This is a genomic window from Paenibacillus flagellatus (genome assembly GCF_003217775.1).
In the GTDB taxonomy this organism is placed as follows: domain Bacteria; phylum Bacillota; class Bacilli; order Paenibacillales; family NBRC-103111; genus Paenibacillus_AB; species Paenibacillus_AB flagellatus.
In genome coordinates this window covers 23996-43897 of the sequence record NZ_QJVJ01000015.1, presented here as the reverse complement: position 1 = coordinate 43897, position 19902 = coordinate 23996, and the positions used below count along the sequence as shown (strand labels likewise).

Below are 19902 nucleotides of genomic sequence, written 5' to 3'. Positions count from 1 at the left end.
GAAATAAACCAAATTAATACAAAAATGAGCGTTCACTCGTAACCCGGCCATTTTGTCACATCCGCTCCGTTGCACCATTTTTTTAAAGTTGGTTCTTGCTTTCGCTATTTTTCTGCCGACAGGGAGGAATTTTGTTGCGAAGAATCAGAAAGACTCGGCCTTCCAAACAACACTTGCTTATCCGAATCAAACAAGTCCCGAAACACCACCTGCCCGCGACTTGAGGAAGCATCTACAACTTTGCCATCACCCGCATAAATCCCAACGTGAGTAATATCCATAAATCTACCATTACGCTCGTAGCTCCAAAACACAAGGTCACCCGGAACCAAGTCGGCCGCGCCTACTGTAAGGCCATTCTCCACGCAAAATCTGGCCTGCTCAGCTGCGGTTCGCAGCAAGCTAATACCTAGCTGACGATAAACCCATTGGACGAGATAGCTGCAATCCGTATAATTACCCTGCCCGGCCTTCGGTTGGCTGTAAGGATCGCCTAGACGAGTCTGCGCCAATTTGACGGCTTCACTGCCCAGTTCGCCTTTGGGCAAATGCTGTTGAACCAAATCAAGCTGCTCCGGCGTCAAACCAATATCCGCACCTTTTCCAAGTATTGCATACATGAGCGGGCGGAACTCCTCGGACAGCATTTCCTTCATTAATTCCATCTGTTCATTTGTAAAGCGATATATATCTGCCTGTTGCTCCGCAGTTTGGCTAGTGACGGTAATATGCAAAATGCGCTCATATCGGGTAATCGTTTCTTCGCTGGTGCTCCCGTCCTCATGTTCTACCGTAACCGTTTCCTTATGTTCTATCGTTTCAACACGAGATTCCAGCGAATTCATATCCCAAAACACCGATCGAATGATACCGATTCTTGTTGCATCAAGCGTAGCCACATCCATTCCGTTTTCCGCATCTGTGACGGTCTTCACGGCAAAGACGACGATAATGTCCATCCAGTTATCAATTCTAGTGTTGTCCGCGCTGCCGGGATAATGATATTCCACCCGGTCTACATGGCCAGCGGATCGCTGCATATCTGCAATTCGGGCGGCGAATTCATCGTCTATTTCCTGAACGATTCGGGTAAGCGGCTTTACATCGGCATCCGTATTTTCACCAGACACAAAGATACCGAACGGAGAGGAAATGACAGCGGCTACCGCCATGATAATGCACAAAACTACAATTACCGAACCGCTGAATCCCAGAAGCGCCGTCAATCCCTTGACAAGCAAGGCAGTGGCTCTTACAAGCAATTTAACGATAAGGCGATTCAATCTCGCGGCTGCACGCGCGGTTTGAATGGACCGGCGAGCTGATATCGCCATATGCGCAGCCCGATGAGCTTCCTTGACAGCATCCATTCTCCCTTCAGTTGAAGCATCCGAATAATCGTTAGCGTGATCTAGCCGATGCCCATTTTTTATAAATGGCGCTAACGTCTTGAAATTTCGCGCTTTCCGTTTGATCGTATGACCTGATTGTTTCATTATAGTAGACGGGACTCGGGTTAACGGTTTCACGCGTCCATTTGCTGAATGAGATACCGCGGCGGAGAATGATTCCTTCTTCCCGACCGGTTTTAGAGGGCCGATATCCCGTTTTTGCATCCAGTCAGGATAGCTGCCTGTTCGAGAACGATGCAGAAGCCGGGCATTGACCCGGCTCCGTATAAATCGTTGTTTTCCTGAATGCGAGCCAGAAGACAAGATGTATTTTCCATCAACCGGCTTTCGCAGACGTATCCTACGGGCAAGTCGCGGTGTACGCGAAATCGATGACTCCGTATGAACATCAATCGGACTCTGACTTGTGACAGAATCACCGTCTGGAAACGGCTTCCTTTTTAGAATGTGCCGGATCAATCTCTTGTTGATACGCACACTCATCCCCATTTGGGCACGTATTGTTTTTTTCGTAGCCGCTGCGGAATGGCGCTGAGCAAATTCAACTGGAGACTGGGAAGTCGTCTTGTCATGATCAACTTGCCGCTTGGCATGAGCGCTTGAACGCTTTACACGATGCAACACGTTTGGGAATCTTTCCAAACGTTTAATGTCCTTCACAACATTCCTCGTTTTAATCTCCTTCATCGTTCCATTCAACTCCCAATGTCGGCAGACATTCAGCGGTTTTGTTCGGCCAGCCGTTTGATCGTTCTCTCGTTACTTTGGCAATAATCAGGGTAACGAAGACGAATCGCTTCAAAAAAATAGGGGGCATAGCTGCAATCGAATAATTCGTGGGGAGTGGAGTAACGTTCGTCGCCTGCTTCGGTCCAGCCGTTCCATAAATTAAAGGCGAGCCGACACACTCGGATGGTACCGCCGGTTTGCCATGGGGCCGAAAGACCTTCGGGCTTAATGCCGCCATTAGAGAAATCATATAAATCGCGGATATGACTTCTGGTTTCTCGGGAAATGCCCAATGTATAGAACAGTGCCCGGTGGTAGCCATCGCTGCATTTCTCTGCATCCAACATCTGAACGTAAAATCTCTCGTGTTCATCATCTCGAAACCAAATCGGATGCATCGTCACATACCCCTTTCATGGAGAATTCAGCGGCTGGTTGCAACCAGCCGCTGTCTGAACATGGTCCTCTATATAACCGTTCATTTTGGCAGGAAAATCGGACCCTCCGACGAATCGATTACATGTTTTTGAGCAAGTATTCCATTTTTTTCAAGCCTCGTTGGATCGATTTACGAACCGCCCGCTCATCGACATGCTCGGCTCTGGCAATATCGACTTTGCTCATACCCAAAAAATAATGGGCATAAATCCGTCTGGCTGATTTCACCGGCAATTGACACATAGCTTCATAGAGTTGCTGCCGTGAAAGCTTGCGCTCGTAAACCTCCTCCGGTGAAATCGAGAGAAATAAAACATGCTGCTCAATCCCGTCGTTGCGATCCAGCGAATAATAGGCCCTATGACGATACGTCCGCAGTCTGTAAGCGCTCTCTTTTAAGTCAAAGCGACGGATTTCATCGGCAACCTCTTCATCTACATCAACCCATACATCCGACCTGAAAAAAGGATACATATCTCGCAAATTCATCTTCTTCATTCAAGTCCCTCCATTTTGGTTTAATGGCAAACCAAAACAGAGGGGGGGGAGCGACAGCCAACGCTCCCCGACAAGCAGGAAGCACAACAAAAAAGACCCACCCGCAGAGAGCGCCAACGCGCGATTGCGACCAGGCCAATTGGATTACATTCTTGCCGATTAATTCGCCGTTTGCAGTTAAGAGCAATAGGGATACATTACCTTCACCCTCTTTCTCACCTGGCAACACCGAGTGAGAAATTAGGCGGGCTATGATGTATGGTGCTGCCCTAAGCTTGGTTCAGCTCCTTGGCAACCGGGATTTAGCCGACGACCGCATTGACACAATAAAAAAAGCGCCGTAATCCTTTCCGCTGGGTAGCAGGGAAAGAATCGACGCTTGATAAAGAGTGACCACAGAGTTTTCTTGTTGCTACCGCTGCACTGTCTGTCCACACTATCATCATAACACGAAATCTGTGCATATCGTGTGCATACTTCGTGCAAAAAAAGGCACATCCGGTGCAGCGTTCGGTGCATGTTCGATGCAATTCCGGCACTCCAATCCTCAAAATTGAATTACTGGGACAGATCTATGCGCAACGAATCTTCTGAATTCATTCAATCTGCTTGAGAAGACTCCAAATCCAGCAAAACCGTCCGATCTTTGATTTTCATGTAGATTTTGCGTAAAATTCGCTTCCGATGATAGAAGTATGCGCGGCGGGAAAGTGCCAGGCGGCTCATGGCTTCTGAGGACCCAGATTATCAAAATATCTCAACCGAACAAATAAGCCCTCTTCCGAGGTGAGCGCCGTGAGAGCGTAGTCGATCAGACCGATTCTGGATAGCAACAATGGGATTTCATGTTCAGTGATCTGTATGCGTCGAATGACCGTTCGCAATACCGTTTCCTGTTTTCTGCTGCTATGAGCCGCAACCATATCCAGGGTGCGCGTCAATTCTGGGATGTAAGTGAGTTCGGATTGAACATACTTCAATCTCGCTTTCCAGTCCTTATAGGACTTTAGCCATGATTCAACTTTCTCGTAGGGAATGGAGACCGGGTCCGCGACATCACAAATCCCTCCTTGCTGTGCATGCTTTCCTAACGTTTTCCGCCAGTTTCGGCAGTCAATCGACTTCGTTGTACTTTGTTCACTCTCCATTTCTATCGTCATCTTCCCTTCTTTTCTAGTTTGGCATAAGTTGACAAGGTACTATTTTCACAACCTTCGTTCCGCTTTTTACGACTCTCACCTCCGGTAAATTCCTCCTAATAATATCCATCTGCACCTACCATTTTACCTATAAAGCGCTTAAATATGGAGGGTGATTTTTTCATCACGCTATCAATTCATAAAGTGTCGAATGAACGCAAAATGACTCGAATCGAGTACGAATCGCTAACACATGATTCGATCATGCCGATCGTACAAGCCTCTTCGTTTTGCTTTTTCCGCCGCTTCATGAATGGAGCAAGCGTTGAATTTTCGAATGATGTTACGAACGTGCGATTTCATGGTGTTCGCTGTGACGCCTAATAACTCTCTGATCACCGGCTGTCTATAGCCCCAACCGATCAACTGCAAGATCTCTTTTTCAGTGGGCGTCAGCATTCGATGTAATTCTTTTCGCTTATCCAGCCCAATTTCATTACGGATAATGGATGCAACATCGGCATGAAGAGAAGGTTGCCCCCGATACGCTTCCCTTACGGCATTTACGACATCAGCATAGTTTATCTTGGTAATATAATTGATCGCCCCGGCTAGCACAGCTTCCACAATGATTTCAGGCTCGTAGAGGGAGGTCAAGATAATGATTGGCATTGATTTCATTTTCAGAACTTCGGAAATTGTATGGAGTCCATCCTGTTGCGATGAATGAAGTATCAGATCAAGAATCATCACGTCTAAATCCAATTGCGCGCTGGCTCGAATGGCTGATTCCTTATCTGTTGCAATATGAAATATATTCATATCCGGCTCTGTATTGATCAGCCCCGCCGTCCGTTGTTGCCAAATGGGGTCGCTGTCCACCAGCAATACTTGTATCCTGCCTTCTTTCCAACGAACGACTTCATCAACTTCTACGGCATAACTTGCACGCTCCTCCATCTTTTCATCACCTCGTTGATTGTTCTGGAAAAACGAAAAGACACGTACCCTCGAAAGGCCGTGCCTTTTCCTGACAGCATTAGAGAGGGTAACCCGGCGATCATTGCAAGCATGCGGAAGACCCGTGGCTTTGCGTCACAGTCTTTCGCACTGGTTTGCCTTTTTCCTGTTGGAACTTGTCGTCATTCGTTATACTGCCCCATGTCCGTTGTTGTCTTTTTCATCACCACTAAGCATAATCCGGAAGCTCGCAGGGCTACGAAAGAAGATGCCTCGGGGCATCTCCTTTACATCTCGGTCGTCTTTGAAACACCCGTAACCGCTTCGTTCCTGTAACCTTAGCAGCATGGCTACCGCTTCCGCCCGAGTGGCCGTAATGTCCGGAACGAATTTGCTGCCGTTCGGCCGTCAATAATACCTAGTTTGCGGATCGTTTCCACCGAGCCTTTTGCCCACCTCGGAATGTTTTCGTCATCAGCAAAGCCCGTTGTTGTATGCGAATTAAGTGAGACTTTCAGCGGTTTTGCGATCATCGATATCATCTCCGCTCGGATGATCTGAGCATCCGGTCGGAAGCTGCCGTCCTCGTACCCGCTGACGATTCCCGCTTTTACAGCGAGAGCAACCGCCTGGTTGGCCAGTCACCGATCTTCGTCTGATCCGTGAAGGTAAGGGTTGCATCAGTTCCCTCCAATCTCAGTGCGTCTGCTAGCATAACCGTACATCCGCAGATCCATGCCGTATTCGTGTCTCAAACGCTTGTTGATGTTCAGCAGCCCGACGCCCTGACGCCTGTCCGATCCGGAAGCCGGCAGTCGACTTAGCTGTTCGCTCTCGATGCCGACACCGCTATCTTCAATCACAAACCAATATTCGCCCTCCGTTTCAAAAGTCGTCAATTTGACCGTTCCGCCTTCTATCCGATTGCCGATCCCGTGCCGAATCGCGTTTTCGACGAGCGGCTGCAGCAGCAGGGGAGGGATGCTCACCCGGTACATCCTCGAATTGTAAGCGATCCTTGAAGCGCGCTTTTTCAATATCGACGTATGTCCGGATCAGGTTGAACTCTTCACGAAAGCGATCCGCTTCTCCATATGGCTTAACCGGAAGCTGCCTCGCAAATAATCGACCAGATCCGCGGTCAATTTTCGCGAACGTTCCGCATCCGTATAACTTGATGCAACGACGTTGTACAAAAAATGCGGCTTGATCTGCGAATGCAGAAACGCCACTTCCAGATCGACCGCTGGTATGCTTCCCTTTTTAATTCAGATAATGAGGCGTCACGAAAGCGTACTCCGGTGCTTTGACCGGACGTTCGCTTAACAGGGAAGCCGCTATCGGTTTCCCGCGTTGCCTGCGATCGGCAGGGTGAATGTGAACGTCGTGCCGACGCCTTTCGTCGAAGATACCGTTACGGTTCCCTTTAGCAACTCGACCAGTTGTTTGACGATGGACAGCCCGAGCCCGAAGCCCCGGCGTTCCGCTCGCTCATCAAACAATTGGAACGCTTCGAACAGGTGCGGGATGTGCTGCGCTTCGATTCCTTCCCCCGTATCTTTGACCGAAACTTCAATCATGCTGCGATTCTCCGCCGCTGTGACGACAATGCTCCCGTTCACCGTATGCTTGACCGCGTTGTCCGAGCAGGTTGCCGACGATCTGGCCGAACCGGCTTTCATCGGCAATCGCATAGGGCAAATGTTCGGGGACACGGTTTTCGAGCCGGATGTTGCGGTCCGCGCACAGAAACGAATAGATGCGCACCTGCATCTCGACAGCCGGGCGGACATCGACCGGCATCGAATCGACGGCCAATTCACCTTGCTTCAGCCTGGAAAAATCCAGAATATCGTAAACCAGCTGCGAAAGCCTGCCGGTGATGCTCGTGATTAATTCAAGCTTCTCGCGCTGCTCCGCCGTCGGCGGATGATTGGCGTTGTCAAGCATCGACCTTGCGATATGCATGACGCCGTGCAACGGCGACTTGAACTCATCCGACGTTCTGGCCAGGAACTCGTCTTTCAGCTTGTCCGCTTTCAGCAATTGAACGGAGAGCTCTTCGATTTTCCGGAATGCGTTGGAGAAGCGAAGCGACATGAGCAATGCCAGCATCAGCAGGTACACGAGCGGTTCGAACGGAGGCACCGAATCAACCGGTACGGCGAAATAGACGTTCAGATTTTGCACCAGCGCAAAGACGTTCAGGGCGATCACGGCGAAGGCCAGATACAGGCTCCCCTCCACTTTGCGGGAAGGTGGCGTAGATCGTGACCAGTTGCCTAAACAGATCCGTCGCGAACGGGGGATGAAGCCGATTGCCCAGACCGCCAGAACCGTCCCAAATATCAACCCGATCCGGATCAACCATCAGGAGTAAACCGGACGGAACGCCGTATACACGTACAGGAGAAATCCCATGCCGCGCCAATCGCCGAAACCATCTGAATGCGAAGATACAGCCAGAACGGAACGGAGCCGAACAGGCTGAACAACACTCTTTCGCCGCGCGTGCTGGTGAACAGGGCGAAAAACATGCACACCAGCCCGAATACGATCAGGGAATAATCGTTTTTCCGTTGGGAGTACTAGCCGACAAAATACAATCACATCATCAGAAAGGCTGTAACGTAATCAAGTCGTGCGTGAGCGCCTTGTCGCGCAGCCCGGAAACTTGCGCGACATACCCCAAATAGATCGATTCGTTGATGCCGCTGCTGGCGGGAAATTCGGACAACATGTCGTCCAGCATCCCCTCGAATGTCGTCACATCGGCAGCCGCCCCGTCCAGCCGGATCGTGAACCCGTTTCCGGCTTTGTCTACGCTTATGGGGACGTCATGCTCCTGCAAGCTTCTCCGCAAGTAGGACAGACAAGTATACAAGTAGCTTTTCGCCTTTTTCACATCGTACCCCGGCCAAATCGACTCAATGATGAGCGCGGTATCCGCGGGCGTCTCTTCGTGATGGATCAAAAAAGCGCAGACTTCTTTTTCTTTGTTCGTTTTCCAGGAAAGCAGCTTGTTTTCGGCATGAGGAAGCCCAATGGAAAAGCCCCCCATACATCGGATCAAAGGACGGACGTTGGCGTCCGGGCGAGCTCGAACCGCGGATAAGGTTGCTAGATGCGCGATACCGATTGTTGCACATTCAATGCAATTTCATGACCACATTACGGACATATTCGACAACAACGGTCCAACTCCTTGCCTTTCGTCGGATTCGCATACTACGAACGTAGTCGTCAGCCTTCGTTGCCGTTCATCTGAATTAAAATGCTATTGGTCCATCCATGCACGTTGTTTTAGAAAGGGGGGGATTTGGAAAGCATAAGAAGAGGTTCATCTGAAAGTGGTGACAAGTATCGCATCGGTCAATCAAAAAATTTCGTTGCTGCAAGGATACATGGTGATCCTGATGGCGATAGGCATTCTGAATCACGTGATTATTATCCCGCTTCTGCTGACTGCTTCCAAAAGGGATGCCTGGGTATCCGTTTTAGCCGTATTGGCAGCATCGCCAGTCTGGATCGCCTGTTTATCTTATATTCTCAAAAACATGAACGGGACGCCGGTCAAAACCTGGTTGTATCGTCATTTCGGCAAACTGCCTGCAACCGGTATGCTCGTTTTTTTCACGATATATATGTTCGTAATGGGCGCCATTTCGCTAAAAGACACCATCACATGGACGATTGCCTCCTATTTGCCGCAGACGCCTGCTTTGGCGTTAGTACTTGCGGGAGTCGGATGCAATCTATTGGCGGCATATGCCGGGTTGCGCGTGATTGCAATCGTCACCGGCATTTTGCTCCCGGTTGTGATCGTGCTCGGCGATTTTGTGATGACAGCCAACTACAAGTATAAGGATTACAGCCTGCTGTTTCCGGTCTTCGAGTTCGGGTGGGAGCCTGTATGGAAAGGCGCATTATATGCGGCTGGGGGGCTTTTGGAGATCATCTGCATCCTTTTTTATCAGGAGCATTTATCCAAACGTCCTCGCTTCGGCACTCTCATGCTGGTGAATGTGCTGCTTGCCGGATTGATTCTGGGACCGCTGATGGGTGCCATCGCCGTGTTTGGACCTGCTGAGGCGGCAAATCAACGCTACCCTGCATACGAGCAATGGCGTTTGGTTCAACTCGGGCAATATATTTCGCACCTTGATTTCTTCTCCATCTACCAGTGGCTTTCCGGCACGTTTGTTCGCGTCTCGCTGGCCCTGTTTCTTATGGTTGACATTTGGAAACCGGGCAAGCGATTGCCGTGGCTCATCCTATACGGCGCGCTGATGATCGTTGTCGTTGTGCTGCCCGTGAGTGATGCACTGTTCCTCGATTTTCTTGGGAGCGTGTTTTTCCCGGCGTCTGTTTACTCTGCTTTGGGCTTGACGGCATTGTTTGTCGCGAAAATCTGGATTTCCAACAGAATGAGGAGGTGAATTCCCATGTTCAAAAGGGGGTTGAGGCCGTTTGTTTTCAAAAAATCTGTCGCCGACTCTTTTCAACCATCCCCTTCAACTTCCGAACGGCCAGCCGTTGAACTGGCCGATGCTTCAGTTATTTTAAATTTGTTCAATCGTTGCGCCGATGTCAAGCATCATACTTACACCTTGAACGCACTGGAGGAACGTTCAACCGTACTATTCGTCTTCTGCGAAGGGATGAGCGATAGCCAACATATGATTCATGAGGTGGTGCTTCCCCGTTTGCAACGTTTTTATGAGACATACGGCTTTACGGACGCGGGCATGCTTCAAACGGCGAGTCAGCTTCAACTGGAACGTCTGCCGGATGATAATTGGCAACGGAAAGCAACACAACAGGTGTTTGAAGGCAAATTGCTCATGTATTTTCCTGCGCTTCAGATCATCTGTTCCGTTGATATTGCCAAGCTTCCGGCGAGAAAACCGGAAGAATCAAATGTCGAAGTCTCCGTTCGGGGAGCCAAGGATTGTTTTGTGGAAGAGTTGGCCACCAATGCCGCGCTCATCCGCAAACGGCTTAAATCGCCTTCGTTAGCCTATGAGCAAATGGTGCTTGGCGAACGTACGCAAACCCGGATCGGATTGATGTATATGTACGATATCGCCGATCCAAAGGTCATACAGGAGGTGAAACAGCGCCTGCAGAAGATAACGATAGACGGAGTATTCAGCGCTACGGAACTTGAAGAAATGATTGAACCGACATGGGCGTTATTTCCCCTTATGGCGTATACCGGAAGACCCGACTTTACCGTCAACTGCTTGACGAACGGAAGATTTGTTATATTGGTGGACGGAACGCCGGCAGCGCTCATAGGCCCCGCCAACTTAATGCTCCTGATCAAAACGCCGGAAGACATCCACTTTACAGCGTTATCCTCAACGTTCGGACAGATGTTGCGGTTGTTAGGTTTTTTCGTGTCGCTCATGCTTCCGGCATTTTGGCTCTGCCTGCTTTCTTATCATCAAGACCAACTTCCGTTTTATTTGCTTGCGACGCTGACTGTGAATCGTCTCGGAATCCCTTTATCTACCGGTCTGGAGATGTTTCTTGCCTTGATTTTTCTTGAAATGTTGCGCGAGGCCGGTGTTCACCTTCCTTCCTCTATCGGTTCGACACTTACAGTGGTAGGCGGTCTAATCTTGGGCGACGCAGCCATTCGGGCCGGAATTTTGTCGCCTGGCATCGTGATCATCGGCGCGATTACGCATGTATTCGGCGCAACGCTTACCAATCAAGCGTTAGGAGGTGCAGTAAGCATACTGAGAATCGTATTGTTTATATTTTCTTGCATTTTCGGTTTATATGGTTTTTTTGTGGGCGTATTTTTATTGCTGGTTTTGCTGGCGTCTCTCCAATCTTTCGGGGTCCCGTATCTGGCTCCGATGTCACCTCCGTATTTCAGAGACTTGCCGCATGCATTGTTTCGGTTACCAATGGCATGGAAGCGAAAGCGTCCGAAGATGCTTCATCCGATTGACGATACGAACCAGGGAGAACAGTCAAAATGAAAGGCGTGAAATTAACAGGAATCTTGATTGTTCTGCTCGTTATCACGACCGGTTGCTGGAATATGAAGGAAATTCAAAATATCAGTTATGTAACGGCTATCGGGTTTGATTATGACGACGGAAAGTACATTGTGTATTTGCAACTGATTGATTTTTCCAGCGTCGCCAAGCTGGAAGGCCAGCAAAAAGCAAAAGAAGCGCCTGTATGGGTGGGGAAAGGAACGGGCGCATCGTTTACGGAAGCGGTAAACCATTTATATGAGACGTCGCAACAAAGAGTGTTTTGGGGGCATGTTTCCGCGCTCGTGTTCAGCGAACCTATTTTGAAACAGAACAAATTTCAGGATGTAATGGATTTGCTGAACCGTTACAGGGAAATCCGCTATTTGGTTTGGGTTTTTAGTACCAAAGAATCAATTGAAAATATTTTCAACTCGACTCCTTTCTTTAATGAGTCCCCGATGATGTCCATTTTGCATAGCCCGGAGGAACCGTATCGGCAACGGTCGATCATCCCGCCAATCAGGCTGTATCAATTTGTTATGACGCTGAAAGAAGCTGCGCGCATGACTTACTTGCCTTCTCTGCGTATCGAGAAGAATCAGTGGGAAGTTAGCAGAAAAACGCATCCATTTTTGGAATATGCAGGTATAACCGTGTTTTGGAACAATCGGTACCATGGAGAATTGGATCCGGACGATTTGCATGGATTGCCCTGGCTGCATAAAAAAACAGTTCGCGTGCCGCTTTCTCTCGAACGCGGAAAATCGTTAGCGGCTGTTTTGGTCATGGAGAAGCCAAAAGTGCGCATCAGGCCGTCGGTTCAAGATCTTCGCGTTTATTTTGACGTCGAGCTGACGGTAAAAGCAGGCATTAACGAATTGCATCAGGAAATGTCCGAGAAAGAATTGATCGACTTGGCCGAACGAAAGATTGAAGAACAAATCCGCCATACTTACCGGAAGGGTTTTGAGCGAAAGGTCGATGTTTATAGTCTCGGCGAGTCGTTGTTTCGACGCTATCCCACGGTATGGCACCGGATTGAAGACGAAAATCATTTTGTGCTGCATGAGGATTCTTTACGAAACATACGAATCCATGTTCAACTGACCAATACGGGGAGGTACAAGTTAAAGCCCAGTCAAGCCTTGATGTTGAAAATTCCGATTTTCAAATGATGGATTCGCGGCGCGATTGATACATCCGATCAATCGCGCTTCCACGTCGGCAGCAATGCCGTAACCATTTTACATCCATCAAGCTTTCTCTCTGAAGACAACCTCCTATTCCATTTCGGACAATTTCGTATCGGATTCCATCCATAGCAGTTCCTTGAACAAAAAAGCAACAAACTCTTCTTCAAGTCCCATGTTCCAAGCTGTCGCTATACATTCGAGCAGTTGCTCCTTGCTAAGCAGCCTCGTGGCAACCCTCCCCCTTATTTCTCGCATTCCATTCTCAGTCTGTTGACTTACGTTTTCCAATAGTCGAGTCATTCTTGTAATCTCCTTGGAAAGCTGGACCACTTGATTATGGCTCAAGCCGATTTCCTGCCGCTTCCCATACAATACGGTCTGCGCAGCGATCATGAAATGATGCATGACTTCTGACTCCTTTTTATCGAATATTGGCTTAAAGGAATTTGTGACAAAATAAACTCCGTGGAAAATTATATCGCAAAGATTTTCAAGGTACAATCAATTGAATAGACTGTAGTTTAAGAGTACTCCATCCCTCCGACTGCTTTGACTACACTTTACTATAGAGAGGGGTTGTGAGGGACATTATGTCTACCTTTGCACAAATAGTCGGAGCAAAAATTCGCTTATACCGCTTGGAGCAAAATTTGACTCAGGAAAAACTAGCCGAATCGATCGGCATGGCCGCGACATATCTTGGTCAGATTGAACGCGGCGAAAAAAACGTCAAACTTCAAACGATTGAAAAAATTGCTTTGGCATTACATATGAGCGTATACGATTTATTCAGCGACGAGAAAGAGTCCTATCTGCAACAAAAAAGATGGTTATGGGCCAGCATTCTCTTATTGCTCAAACACAACGATGCCAAACAGCGACAAGCGTATCGTATTTTACGGGAACTGTTGGAACCGGCAACCGAAGATTCGTAAAAAGTGATTCAAGCTATGAAAAAAGCAAGCGGTTGGGACGATCTGAACCAACCGCTTGCTGCTTATTTACCGCGATTCTCTATGTTAAATGGCAAGTCTTTACCGATTTTTTGGATAAATACGGTTTCTTAGGAACACCCGTTTGGAAGGAGTTGGCGCTTTTTGCGCGAATTATTGGGTATAAAGAAGGATTTTGTCGTAAATGATCTAACTTCATTCAAAAGGGGGAGGTTCTATTCGTAGGTCCTCAGGCTGATCCCTTTCTTTCAGGATCATAAAAAACGAAACGGCAAACCCATTGAAAAATGGGGGCGCAAAACTTCAGGCCTAAGGATGATATCTATGGTAGCTGGGTTGCCGAAATTATTGCTTCCGAGCTCAAAGCTGCCCCAGATCGGGGTGGCTTCTTATTTTGATTCTCAGCAAAGGGAGTAGCCTCGATGCCGAATATTGAACAATTAATAGTACAAAACGATTTTTATCATGTGTTCCAGCCCATCTTGGGGTTTCCCGAAAAGAGAATCCTTGGTTACGAGGCCCTCATTCGCAGTAACTCCAACATGAATCCGGATCTTTTATTTCAGCGCGCCATGGAGCAGAACAAGTTGTTCGAAGTCGATTCTTTTTCAATTTTCCAGGCGATTTCAGCCTACTTTGAATTTCCGGGCTCACGTGAACATAACCTGTTGTTTATTAACATATTCCCTTCAACTTTGGTCTCGCCTTTATTTATCGACTTACTCGACTCCCTTGCCGAGCGATTCGAGCTATATAGAAACCAAATCGTATTTGAGATTAACGAGTCCATTTATGAGGGCCTCTTATGGAAAAGCGCTTCTTTCAGAGATGCCATCCGATTGCTGCGTGAACTGAATTTCCTGATAGCCCTGGACGATGTAGGAGATGGAACAACTTCTTTTCGAAATATTGTGGACGTCTCGCCTGATTTTATCAAAATCGACCGATTCTTTGCTTCTGACTTGAGTACATCCAGGAAAAAACAAAAAGTTGTCGCACTGTTTGCCGAGTACTGCAATAACGAGGCCAATCTGATCCTGGAAGGAATCGAAAAAGAAGAGGATTTGGATACCGCGCTGTCTTTGGGTATCAAGATGGGACAAGGCTATTTATTCGGAAAACCGAATCGGTTAACGTAAACGGTTGAACGTGAAGTCTCACCCGAACACGAAGGAGTAATCAGGATGCAGGATAAACTGAACTATTTCCGCAAAGCAACGCTCTCTTTAAAAATTTCAGAGTTTGAAGTTCCGCCCATGCAGGATTTGTTGATCATCGGAAAAAAAGCCCCGATCGGGCCGGAAGCGGTAAAGCGAATGGCGCAGGCGCTATCGCCGGAACAATTTACAATCGTTAAACTGGAGCACGCCAAAATTGAAGCGGTCTTGATTCGGAACTCCCTTCTTCAAATGTTGGACGAACGTTTGCTGATGCAAATCATAATGGAAGAAGCGGACCGGTTGATCAGCGACAACATGGTGCTTCGTTCCGAACTGAAAATTTCGGTATCGGTTCAGCGGGAGGTGGAGTTACAATGAAGGTGGCGGAATTCATGTCATCCCCCGTCTATACGGTTTCAACTGAAAGAAGCGTCCAGCATGTGTCGGATGTAATGAATGAACTTGAAATCGGTTCGTTGGCCGTCACAGATCATGGGACAATCGTAGGAATTATTACGTCGCGGGACATCCGCTCTTCCCACCCCAATCGGATTGCAGCCGACGCAATGACCCCAAGCCCGATCAGCATTTCGCCTGACCAATTTGCTTGGGAAGCGTTGGAATTGATGGAGCGGCATCGCATTGAACGACTTCTTGTCGTCCATGAAGATCGGGTACTCGGGATCGTGACCCGCGAGAAGCTTCAAATCAAACTGAACCAGCTCGTTGACCCTCTAACGGGACTGTACCGCGCACCTTATATCCAACATATCGGCGAACATTTTCTGAACCGTCGCCAACATTTCCGTTTGCTCTTTATTGATCTCAATAATTTCGGTGAAATCAACAAATTGCACGGGCATCCGGTAGGGGACGATTTTCTTGTCGAGTTCTCCAATCGCTTGCGTGCATTAACGAGCGAACAGGATTACGTATGCAGGTACGCAGGGGATGAGTTTGTTGTGATTACATGCCGGAATGAGCACGAGGCCTTGCAATTAGAAACTGCCCTGTCCCAACCCGTCGTCATTCATAACGTTACATTATCCGCATCGGTGGGAATCATAAACGGCTATCTCGTACCTGACTTTTTTTCGCTGCCTTTTCGAGAATTGATCAGCAGAGCCAGTCTTCTATCCACTTCTTTGAAGCAAAAATCTCTTGCATGATAGAAAACTCGACTTTTTGCTAAACTTGGGAGCGTAAAAAGCGTCAAGCATTCTGACACGCTTCCTCAGCGTGAACAGAAGGTTGGCGCTATTATTTTATTATGGATGGTTCAATCCTGTATATTTTTCTTCTCCCAAAGTCTTCTGAACCAGGCCAAACCGAGCAACGCCGCGGGAATGCAAACCAATACCGTCAGCGCCGAAAAAATGATCGAAGTCGATAAAGCGTGCGTCAATTCCTGCAGGTTGGGCGCAACCCATATGCTCATTAATAGCAGCAAGAAGCCTACGGGGAGTACGATCGGACGGTAATCCCGGAGCTCCATCCATTGAGCAGTGCCCAATACGCTTACATAAAAGAAAACACATATTTTAACGAACGCCCCCAATACCCAAATGGCCATAAAAATCGACTCCAGGTGCGTAAAGAAATCGGCCAGGTTGATGTATCTGGCGACAATCAGAAAGGGATAGGTATAGTTTCCTGTTATATCCCCCAACAGCAACAGCGTTGCCAGGTTGGATGACACAAGCGTCACAATGACGGCCAGCAAAGTGATCGCCATGCTTTTTTTCACTTTTCCCGCACGGTTTGCAAATGGAATTAAAAACGACACCGTCAGAAATTCGCTGAACCATGCTTGCAATACAACCGCACCGGAGAGGGAAGGCCCGATACCTTCTCCCATGATCGGCAGCATCTTCAGAATATGAAGCTCCGGAAGAAGGGGGAGGATCAGAAGCAGAAAAAGAAGCGCAAAAACAGGAATAAATAGATCGGCGAATCTCGCAATGATTTCCACGCCGCTGCGAACTACAACGGCGCATACAAGCACCATGCTCCCGGATACTACCAGCAACGGCGTTTGGACAAGAAACGCTCCGACTACAAATTCGCCGTATTCCCTCACGATGACGCCGCCTAAATACAAATAGTACAACAGAAGAATCAACCCAAACACTTTTCCCAACATTCGACCTAGAATGCGTTCGCCTGCCTGAACGAGATTTTCGCCCGGAAACAATCGGTGAATGCCGAGCGCAATCCAGATTGCAATGACCCCGCTGAATGCCCACATCGGAGAAATCCACAAATCCTGCTTGGCAAATTTATATGTAATTGCCGGCGTGCTTAATATAGCCGTCGGAGTTACCGCCAAATACATCATTTTTCCGATTTGCAGGACGGATATGTTTTCTTTTTTCATCACCCATCACCCGCTCCTTTGTAAGGCGAGCTTCTCCAGCAAGTTCACCAGCGGTTTGTAAATAACATCCATCCACTCCGTAGGACCCGGCATTTGGGGATCAAGAACAAGCAGGATTGCCAATATCGCCCCCAATCCGGTCAGGACGCCATAAGCCGTCTTCTCCCTCTTGGTATAAGAAGGCATGGCGCGCCAATCATGCAAAATCATTAAAGCGAGCACCGCGGCAACGCCCAGCAATCCCCCCCATATCATGATCCAATGTCACCTCTGTTCCGGCTTAAATATGCTTTTGTTGGTCATGCCGGGACGGACAACTTTGACCTTGGCTTGTACGTTGACTTCCAAATGGGAATAAAGATCGTCCCAGCGGTCCTTGTTTCGGTTCCACTCCCTCGGGTACTTCCGATAGAAGGCGTCCGCGAAATTGAAAATATCGGCTTTCATCTCTTTTTGCGCGCGTTTTAGCGCCATTTGAATGCGACGTTTAATATCGTCTTCGAGCTCGCGCTCCAACTCGCTGATATGGTCCGGCACGGAAAGATCAAGATCCGATGTATTTTCGATGATGTCGTCCCGGGTCTCGATCCGAACCGTCAGGCTCCATTGCCTCCCTTGAATATGCGGGATTAACTCGGTGCGGCTTTTGAGCAACTGAAGCGACACGAGTCCCTTGCCTTTGCCCGGGGAAACGGTCACCGTCGCTTTTTTCACTTCGTTTCTCAACCACATGATTCCCCGCGTCTCGGCATCGTTCATTCGTCCGATCATCTTGCCGTTTTTCAGGACTGCCGAGCCGATAATGTATGCGAATGCGGCCTGTTTTCCATCGCCAGGCTTGATTTCTACCCAGGGAATGACAGCCGATCTGGATCTTCCCGCCATCATTTCGGCCAGTTCTTTTATCGTAATATTCAGCCCGGTTTCATTTTCGGCCATTTTGCGCAAAGCTTGCGAAACCGAGCGTTCAATCGGCGGATCAAGTTCCAGTATCTCGCTCGCGGGACTCTGACTGACGAAAACATTGGCCCGCTCCCGCGGAATCGGGTGCCTCGTCAAAAATTCCATCGGTTCGGCGAGTCCTTCTTTCGCCAGCCGCTGACCGAATACGAATACTTCGTCCTGGCCCCAAAACACTTTGCGGCTCAACACTTGCTGCAAATGGGATTCCGCATCGGCCATCGATACACCGCAGGAGGAACGAACGACCGACTTGCCGGAACCTCCGCCGGTGTCTGAAGATAAGCTTCCCGATTGTTCGGAGGAAGATGGCGATACCACATATTGCTTAACGGAAAGCTCCAGTTTCCGATCTTCCGTCAAGTCCAATCCACCGGCCGTAAGAATCGCCAAATCGTTTACTTCGGTCCGATCCCAACATCCGGACAGCAGCACCGACGAGACAATCAGCCCCCCCATCAACATAGCACCCGATCTCGTCAATCGTCTGTCTCCCCTTTATGCGGGCCCGGACGTTGACCGGCGGGCTGCCTTCTGGGATTCCACGCCCCCGTCATATGGGGACGTTTGGTCATGAGCCAGCGCGGAGCGCGCCAGAGCACATCGTTCAGACTGCGTGATTGCATCGGGGCCAAGGGAGCCATATACGGAGCGCCGAACGAACGCAGTTTGAACAGGTGATTCAGAATGAGTATGCCCCCCATAATCAATCCCAGCAGCCCAAGAAAGCCGGCAAGCACCATCATAGGGAACCGCAGCAGCCTGATGGCAATGCCGACGGTAAAGCGGGGAGCCATAAACGACGCGACGCCCGTTATGGCCACAACCATTACCATCGGCGCAGAGACGATGCCGGCGGCAATGGCCGCTTGACCGATAACCAGCGCTCCGACAATGCTGACGGCGGTGCCGATTTGCTTCGGCAGCCGCGCGCCGGCTTCGCGCAGCGCTTCAAACATCGATTCCATCAGCAATGCTTCGACAATGGCGGGAAACGGGATTTGCTCCCGGGATCTGGCCATTGTGATCAACAGAGCGTTCGGTATCATTTCCTGATGGTAAGTAATAACCGCTATGTAGAAAGACGGACCCAGCAAGGAGATCAAAAAGAACAAATAGCGCAGCCAGCGTATGGCGGTACCGACAACATACCGCTCGTAGTAATCTTCCGGAGACTGCAGCAAGGAGTAAAAGGTGATCGGCGCAATCAGCACGCTGGGCGTACCGTCGATGAGCACGACGACATGTCCTTCGAGCAAGTAAGCGCTCGCCACGTCCGGCCTTTCGGTAGAGAGCAATTGCGGGAACGGGGAGAACGGGTTGTCCTCAATCAATTCCTCAATGTACGCGCTCTCCAAAATGCCATCGATCTCGATTCGTTGCAGACGGCTTGTGACTTCTTCTACCAAGGAAGGGGCTGCAACCCCCTCCAGATAGGCGAGCGCAATCTGCGTACGCGTATAAGTCCCCATATGCATCGTGACGATTTTGAGATGAGGGGTTCGGATTTTACGCCGCAACAGAGCCGTATTGGTGCGAAGCGACTCGATGAACCCTTCCCGAGGGCCGCGCAACACCGATTCGGCGGACGGCTCGTCGATGGCCCGTTTTTCCCATTTCGGCAAGCCGATTGCCAGTCCGTGAGGCTCGCATTCCATCAGCAATACGGGATTTCCGCCGGATATTTCTTCAATCACTTCGGCTGTCGTATCCACTTTTTTTATCGAGGAAACAGCGATTTTTCCGCGAATATCCGCCAGCGTGCAATCCATGGGGAGATCCCGCTGCAACGGAGCGAGCACATGTTGATCCACTTCTTCGATATGAACGAGACCGTCGATATAAACGAGCATAGCTTCCATGCAATTGCCTATGCAGAACTCGTGAAAAATCACATCTGAACAACGGGTATACAAGCGCTGAAGCGCATGAACATTCTCGGACAGATTTGCGGAAAGAACCTGATCGACTTGCCGATTTTCTTCCTGATGTGCTAAGCGTTCGGCCTCGCTCTGATCGGAGCGCGGGCGGCGGCTCCAAAATCCTTTCGTCTTCCCCATTACGATCCCCTCATATTTCAATTC

At 49.1% G+C, this 19902-nt stretch carries 23 protein-coding genes and 2 riboswitches; of the genes, 7 read left to right on the top strand and 16 right to left on the bottom strand.

The annotated features are described in order from the left end of the window. Positions 1-104: 104 nt before the first annotated feature. The 11 genes from DLM86_RS32535 to DLM86_RS26695 form a co-directional block, all read right to left on the bottom strand. Positions 105-2099, bottom strand: coding sequence for a C40 family peptidase (locus DLM86_RS32535; protein ID WP_211326593.1), 1995 nt, complete (start codon positions 2097-2099; stop codon positions 105-107). A 32-nt stretch (positions 2100-2131) separates the two neighbouring features. Next, positions 2132-2539, bottom strand: a complete 408-nt coding sequence (locus tag DLM86_RS26740) for a DUF6075 family protein (protein ID WP_110843132.1) — start codon at positions 2537-2539, stop codon at positions 2132-2134. Between the two features lie 118 nt (positions 2540-2657). Beyond that, positions 2658-3077, bottom strand: a complete 420-nt coding sequence (locus tag DLM86_RS26735) for an RNA polymerase sigma factor (RefSeq protein ID WP_110843131.1) — start codon at positions 3075-3077, stop codon at positions 2658-2660. Between the two features lie 722 nt (positions 3078-3799). Continuing rightward, a complete protein-coding gene (locus DLM86_RS26730) occupies positions 3800-4237 on the bottom strand; it encodes a hypothetical protein (RefSeq protein ID WP_146250303.1) in 438 nt (145 codons plus the stop codon). Positions 4238-4462: 225 nt separating this feature from the next. After that, positions 4463-5176: a response regulator gene (locus DLM86_RS26725; RefSeq protein WP_110843129.1), complete on the bottom strand. Its 714-nt coding sequence runs from the start codon at positions 5174-5176 to the stop codon at positions 4463-4465. A gap of 84 nt (positions 5177-5260) precedes the next feature. Beyond that, a riboswitch (cyclic di-GMP riboswitch) is annotated at positions 5261-5346 on the bottom strand. Between the two features lie 180 nt (positions 5347-5526). Then, positions 5527-5817: an S-layer homology domain-containing protein gene (locus DLM86_RS33260; RefSeq protein WP_221481916.1), complete on the bottom strand. Its 291-nt coding sequence runs from the start codon at positions 5815-5817 to the stop codon at positions 5527-5529. A gap of 39 nt (positions 5818-5856) precedes the next feature. Next, positions 5857-6165 carry a sensor histidine kinase gene (locus DLM86_RS26715; protein WP_158289675.1) on the bottom strand — a complete coding sequence of 103 codons (309 nt, stop codon included), beginning with the start codon at positions 6163-6165 and terminating at the stop codon, positions 5857-5859. A 66-nt stretch (positions 6166-6231) separates the two neighbouring features. Continuing rightward, entirely contained in the window at positions 6232-6408 is a 177-nt protein-coding gene (locus DLM86_RS33255; RefSeq protein ID WP_158289674.1) for a histidine kinase, read from the bottom strand. A 105-nt stretch (positions 6409-6513) separates the two neighbouring features. Continuing rightward, a complete protein-coding gene (locus DLM86_RS32220) occupies positions 6514-6858 on the bottom strand; it encodes a sensor histidine kinase (RefSeq protein WP_127486797.1) in 345 nt (114 codons plus the stop codon). Next, positions 6749-7543 carry a sensor histidine kinase gene (locus DLM86_RS26700; protein ID WP_146250302.1) on the bottom strand — a complete coding sequence of 265 codons (795 nt, stop codon included), beginning with the start codon at positions 7541-7543 and terminating at the stop codon, positions 6749-6751. Before DLM86_RS26700 ends, DLM86_RS32220 begins: the two co-directional genes overlap by 110 nt. A 247-nt stretch (positions 7544-7790) precedes the next feature. Then, positions 7791-8150 (bottom strand): AfsR/SARP family transcriptional regulator, encoded by a 360-nt coding sequence (locus DLM86_RS26695; RefSeq protein WP_146250301.1) that lies wholly within the window; start codon positions 8148-8150, stop codon positions 7791-7793. Between the two features lie 376 nt (positions 8151-8526). Between DLM86_RS26695 and DLM86_RS26690 the strand changes: the two genes are divergently transcribed. From DLM86_RS26690 to DLM86_RS26680, 3 genes are read left to right on the top strand one after another with little or no spacing between them, the layout of a single operon-like run. Beyond that, the gene (locus DLM86_RS26690) at positions 8527-9615 is read left to right on the top strand and encodes a GerAB/ArcD/ProY family transporter (RefSeq protein WP_245954950.1); all 1089 of its coding nucleotides are present in this window, start codon (positions 8527-8529) and stop codon (positions 9613-9615) included. A 6-nt stretch (positions 9616-9621) separates the two neighbouring features. Beyond that, a complete protein-coding gene (locus DLM86_RS26685) occupies positions 9622-11172 on the top strand; it encodes a spore germination protein (RefSeq protein ID WP_110843122.1) in 1551 nt (516 codons plus the stop codon). Continuing rightward, positions 11169-12350, top strand: coding sequence for a Ger(x)C family spore germination protein (locus DLM86_RS26680; RefSeq protein ID WP_110843121.1), 1182 nt, complete (start codon positions 11169-11171; stop codon positions 12348-12350). Before DLM86_RS26685 ends, DLM86_RS26680 begins: the two co-directional genes overlap by 4 nt. Before the next feature lie 105 nt (positions 12351-12455). On the opposite strand, the gene DLM86_RS26675 is transcribed toward DLM86_RS26680, so the two are convergent. Beyond that, a complete protein-coding gene (locus DLM86_RS26675; RefSeq protein WP_110843120.1) occupies positions 12456-12773 on the bottom strand; it encodes a hypothetical protein in 318 nt (105 codons plus the stop codon). A 185-nt stretch (positions 12774-12958) separates the two neighbouring features. Here DLM86_RS26675 and DLM86_RS26670 point away from each other — a divergent pair, with 185 nt between their 5' ends. The 4 genes from DLM86_RS26670 (at position 12959) to DLM86_RS26655 (ending at position 15650) form a co-directional block, all read left to right on the top strand. Further along, on the top strand, positions 12959-13303 hold the full coding sequence (locus tag DLM86_RS26670; protein WP_110843119.1) for a helix-turn-helix domain-containing protein: 345 nt from the start codon (positions 12959-12961) through the stop codon (positions 13301-13303). A 278-nt stretch (positions 13304-13581) separates the two neighbouring features. Further along, positions 13582-13665: riboswitch (cyclic di-GMP riboswitch) on the top strand. 78 nt (positions 13666-13743) lie between these two features. After that, complete coding sequence (locus DLM86_RS26665; RefSeq protein ID WP_110843118.1) at positions 13744-14460, top strand: EAL domain-containing protein; 717 nt, start codon at positions 13744-13746, stop codon at positions 14458-14460. Positions 14461-14505: 45 nt separating this feature from the next. Further along, positions 14506-14859 (top strand): hypothetical protein, encoded by a 354-nt coding sequence (locus DLM86_RS26660; protein WP_110843117.1) that lies wholly within the window; start codon positions 14506-14508, stop codon positions 14857-14859. Next, entirely contained in the window at positions 14856-15650 is a 795-nt protein-coding gene (locus DLM86_RS26655; protein ID WP_110843116.1) for a GGDEF domain-containing protein, read from the top strand. Before DLM86_RS26660 ends, DLM86_RS26655 begins: the two co-directional genes overlap by 4 nt. Positions 15651-15760: 110 nt before the next feature. Here DLM86_RS26655 and DLM86_RS26650 read toward each other — a convergent pair whose 3' ends face one another. From DLM86_RS26650 to DLM86_RS26635, 4 genes are read right to left on the bottom strand one after another with little or no spacing between them, the layout of a single operon-like run. Next, positions 15761-16858 carry a GerAB/ArcD/ProY family transporter gene (locus DLM86_RS26650; RefSeq protein WP_245954958.1) on the bottom strand — a complete coding sequence of 366 codons (1098 nt, stop codon included), beginning with the start codon at positions 16856-16858 and terminating at the stop codon, positions 15761-15763. A 6-nt stretch (positions 16859-16864) separates the two neighbouring features. After that, a complete protein-coding gene (locus DLM86_RS26645) occupies positions 16865-17113 on the bottom strand; it encodes a hypothetical protein (RefSeq protein WP_110843114.1) in 249 nt (82 codons plus the stop codon). Between the two features lie 9 nt (positions 17114-17122). Continuing rightward, the gene (locus DLM86_RS26640) at positions 17123-18301 is read right to left on the bottom strand and encodes a Ger(x)C family spore germination protein (protein ID WP_245954948.1); all 1179 of its coding nucleotides are present in this window, start codon (positions 18299-18301) and stop codon (positions 17123-17125) included. Further along, complete coding sequence (locus DLM86_RS26635; RefSeq protein ID WP_110843220.1) at positions 18298-19878, bottom strand: spore germination protein; 1581 nt, start codon at positions 19876-19878, stop codon at positions 18298-18300. The genes DLM86_RS26640 and DLM86_RS26635 overlap by 4 nt, the downstream gene beginning before the upstream one ends. Between the last annotated feature and the right edge of the window lie 24 nt (positions 19879-19902).